Below are 2749 nucleotides of genomic sequence, written 5' to 3'. Positions count from 1 at the left end.
GTGTGCATGCCGGGCCGATCGAGCTCGTTGGTCTCCAGCACACCGGGTAGCTTCTCCTGCAACTCCCGCAGACCGGCTTCGATGTCGAGGCCCTCGTAGTCCACGGCGCCGTCACCGGGAGGAAAGGTGAGCAGGAAGAAGCGATAACCCCCGACGGGTGGAAAGAACGTCGTCTTCGCGCCGTTCGCGCCGGCGTCGGGCAGGGTGGGCGCTGAGTCTGCTCGCCAGAGTTCGTGATAGACGGTGGGGCTCAGCGTCACGGTCGTCGGTTCGACGACGTCATCGTCGACGATGACAGCCTTACCGTGCGCATCGTGGCCGGTTACTACGCGACGTACGTGCATCCAGCGCCTTCCTGGCTTCGTGGGGGTGGTCAGTTCGCGACGAAACTGGTGCGCAGCGCCAGTCGGTGGATCTTCTCACTGGCGTTGCGGGGCAGCGGTTCATCGGTGAGTACCACGTATTTCGGCACCTTGAAGGTCGGTAGCGCGTGGCGCAGGTGGGCGCGCAGATCGTCCTCGGTGAGTGTGGAACCCGGCTGAGGATGGCACACCATCGCCAGTTCCTCGCCCAAGGCATCGTCGGGAACGCCGAATACCGCGACCTCCTTGACAGATGGATGGCGGTAGGCGACGTTCTCGATCTCGGCTGGAGCGATGTTCTCCCCGCCGCGGATGACGATTTCCTTGATCCGACCGGTGATGTGGAGGAAACCGTCGCCGTCGACGTTCCCCAGATCGCCGGTGCGCAGCCACCCGTCGGCGGTGAACGCCTCGGCGGTGAGGTCGTCACGCTGCCAGTATCCAGGGGTGACGGTGATGCCCCGCAGCTGTATCTCGCCGTCCGCCCCAGCCGGCACGACCCGGCCCGCAGCATCGACGGCCCGAAGATCGATGATCGGTGAAATGATCCCTGCCGCCATGGGTTGAAGGTCGAAGACCGGTCCGCTCATGGTCGCGCAGACCGACGCCGTCTCGGTCATCCCGTACCCCGCCGACCTGTTATCGATGCCGAGCCTGTGGCGCAACAACTCGGGAAGCCCCTCAGGGGTGGCGGCCCCGGCCGCGGCGACCCGCGAGATCGACGAGAGGTCGAACTCGTCGAACCGGGGATGGGTCAACAGGTCCTTGAGGATCGCAGGCACCGTCGCGACCATCGTGGCCTTCTCGTCCTGAATCGTCTGCATTGCGGTCACGGCGTCCCACTTGCGCAGCAGCACCACCTTTTGACCCACCGCGCAGGGCAGCAGGAACCCACTGAACAATCCGGTCGCGTGAAACAGCGGCACCGTGACCAACTGCGCCTCGCTGGTCGCTCCCCCACGAAGTTCGACGGCACCGCTGAATTCGAGCGCCAGAAAGCCGGCCAGCATCATGTGGACGAGGGCTTGACCTACTGAGACATGTCGGTAGACAACCCCTTTGGGATGGCCCGTGCTGCCCGAGGTATAGAGCAGCATCGCCATGTCTTCGGGTTCAGGCTTCGCCACCGCATAGTCGCGACCGCGCCCTGCGGCTACGGCGTCCCGAATAGTCATCACGTCGAGATCCGCTACCGAACCAAGTTCTTCCGAGTCGCCGTCGACGTCACTGAACAGCACCGTCAATCGGTCCCGTCGCGACGCGTCGGCGGCGAGCCTGGTGCGGGGTAGGTCGGCGGCCAGCACGGTGGGATCCGAGTCACGCAGGGTGAACTCGAGTTCCTCGGCCGATCCCCAACTGTTGATCAGCACGAGGACCGCACCGACGTGGACCGCCGCTGCGAAGATCAGGACCCAGTCTGGACAATTGCGCATCGCAATCGCGATCCGATCGCCGGGCTGGACGCCGACATCGTGCTGCAACACCGCCGCCAGTGCATCGACGTCGGCGAAGAACTGCTCGAAGTTCCACCGTTGGTCGCCGAAGACCAGAAAGTCCGCGGCGACGTGCCCGCGACCGGAGGTCAAGATGTCGAGGACGGTGGCGGGGGCGTGGGTGAAGACCCGTCGGGGGACACCGCCCACTTGCCGCTCGGTGACGGCAAAGATCCCATCGGGTGCGGTGAATCGACGCACGGCCTCGTGCACCAGATCAGAAGTGAGAATCATTCGCCCTCCTCGGGTGCCGCAGCGGGAACCACAACGTCTTGCACCCACACAAGCCAGTACCGGATCCAGTCAGTCCTGACGACGCCATCGCTCATGGCGGTGCGCTCCCTTCCCGCTCGGTGCCAGGCGGCAGTGGACGACATGGTCCCGGCGACAGCCGCATGCCATCAATTGAACAACGATGTTACCTTAATCTGGCGCAGTACTCCGCTTCCCCGCCACGACGCTGATCACCCGAGGCGCCCGGCGGCCAACGTCCGCACTGCGCGGTCACTCTCGAAACATCCGAACGGAGGACGATCCGCGATGACGAAACTAGCGGTGATCACTGGCGGGGCCGGTGGTATGGGATTGGCCGTCGCCCACGTCATAGGTCGAGACAGCGCCGTGCTGATCTCCGACGTGAGCCAAGAGCGCCTCGATGCGGCCCGTCGCGACCTGGTCAAGGCCGGGATCACTTGTACGGCGACGCTGTGCGACGTCACGGACCGCGAATCGGTCAGCCAGCTGTTCGATCATGCTCAGCAGTGCGGGACCATCACCTCGGTCGTCCACACCGCCGGCGTAAGTCCGGCCATGGGTTCGGCGGAACTGATCCTTCGCATCAACGCAGTGGGCACCGTTCTGATCAATGACGCCTTCTACCAAATTGCCGGTGAG

3 protein-coding genes are annotated in these 2749 nt (G+C 64.6%); 1 reads left to right on the top strand and 2 read right to left on the bottom strand.

Annotation, left to right across the window (positions count from 1 at the left end):
- Positions 1-260: cupin domain-containing protein (locus tag ACRDUX_RS08890; RefSeq protein WP_526413019.1), on the bottom strand; the 260-nt coding region annotated here is incomplete at its 3' end.
- A gap of 113 nt (positions 261-373) precedes the next feature.
- Positions 374-2089 (bottom strand): class I adenylate-forming enzyme family protein, encoded by a 1716-nt coding sequence (locus tag ACRDUX_RS08885; RefSeq protein ID WP_526413017.1) that lies wholly within the window; start codon positions 2087-2089, stop codon positions 374-376.
- A gap of 306 nt (positions 2090-2395) precedes the next feature.
- On the opposite strand from ACRDUX_RS08885, the gene ACRDUX_RS08880 reads away from it, so the two are divergent.
- Positions 2396-2749: SDR family NAD(P)-dependent oxidoreductase (locus tag ACRDUX_RS08880; RefSeq protein WP_526413015.1), on the top strand; the 354-nt coding region annotated here is incomplete at its 3' end.

Origin of the sequence: Mycobacterium sp. (assembly GCF_050701675.1) — a bacterium.
Lineage (GTDB): Bacteria > Actinomycetota > Actinomycetes > Mycobacteriales > Mycobacteriaceae > Mycobacterium.
This window is presented reverse-complemented; position numbering and strand designations above follow the sequence as displayed.

What these genes read in the sequence shown, in the direction of transcription:
- ACRDUX_RS08885 (WP_526413017.1), bottom strand. Translation starts at nt 2,089, where the DNA reads ATGATTCTCACTTCTGATCTGGTGCACGAGGCCGTGCGTCGATTCACC.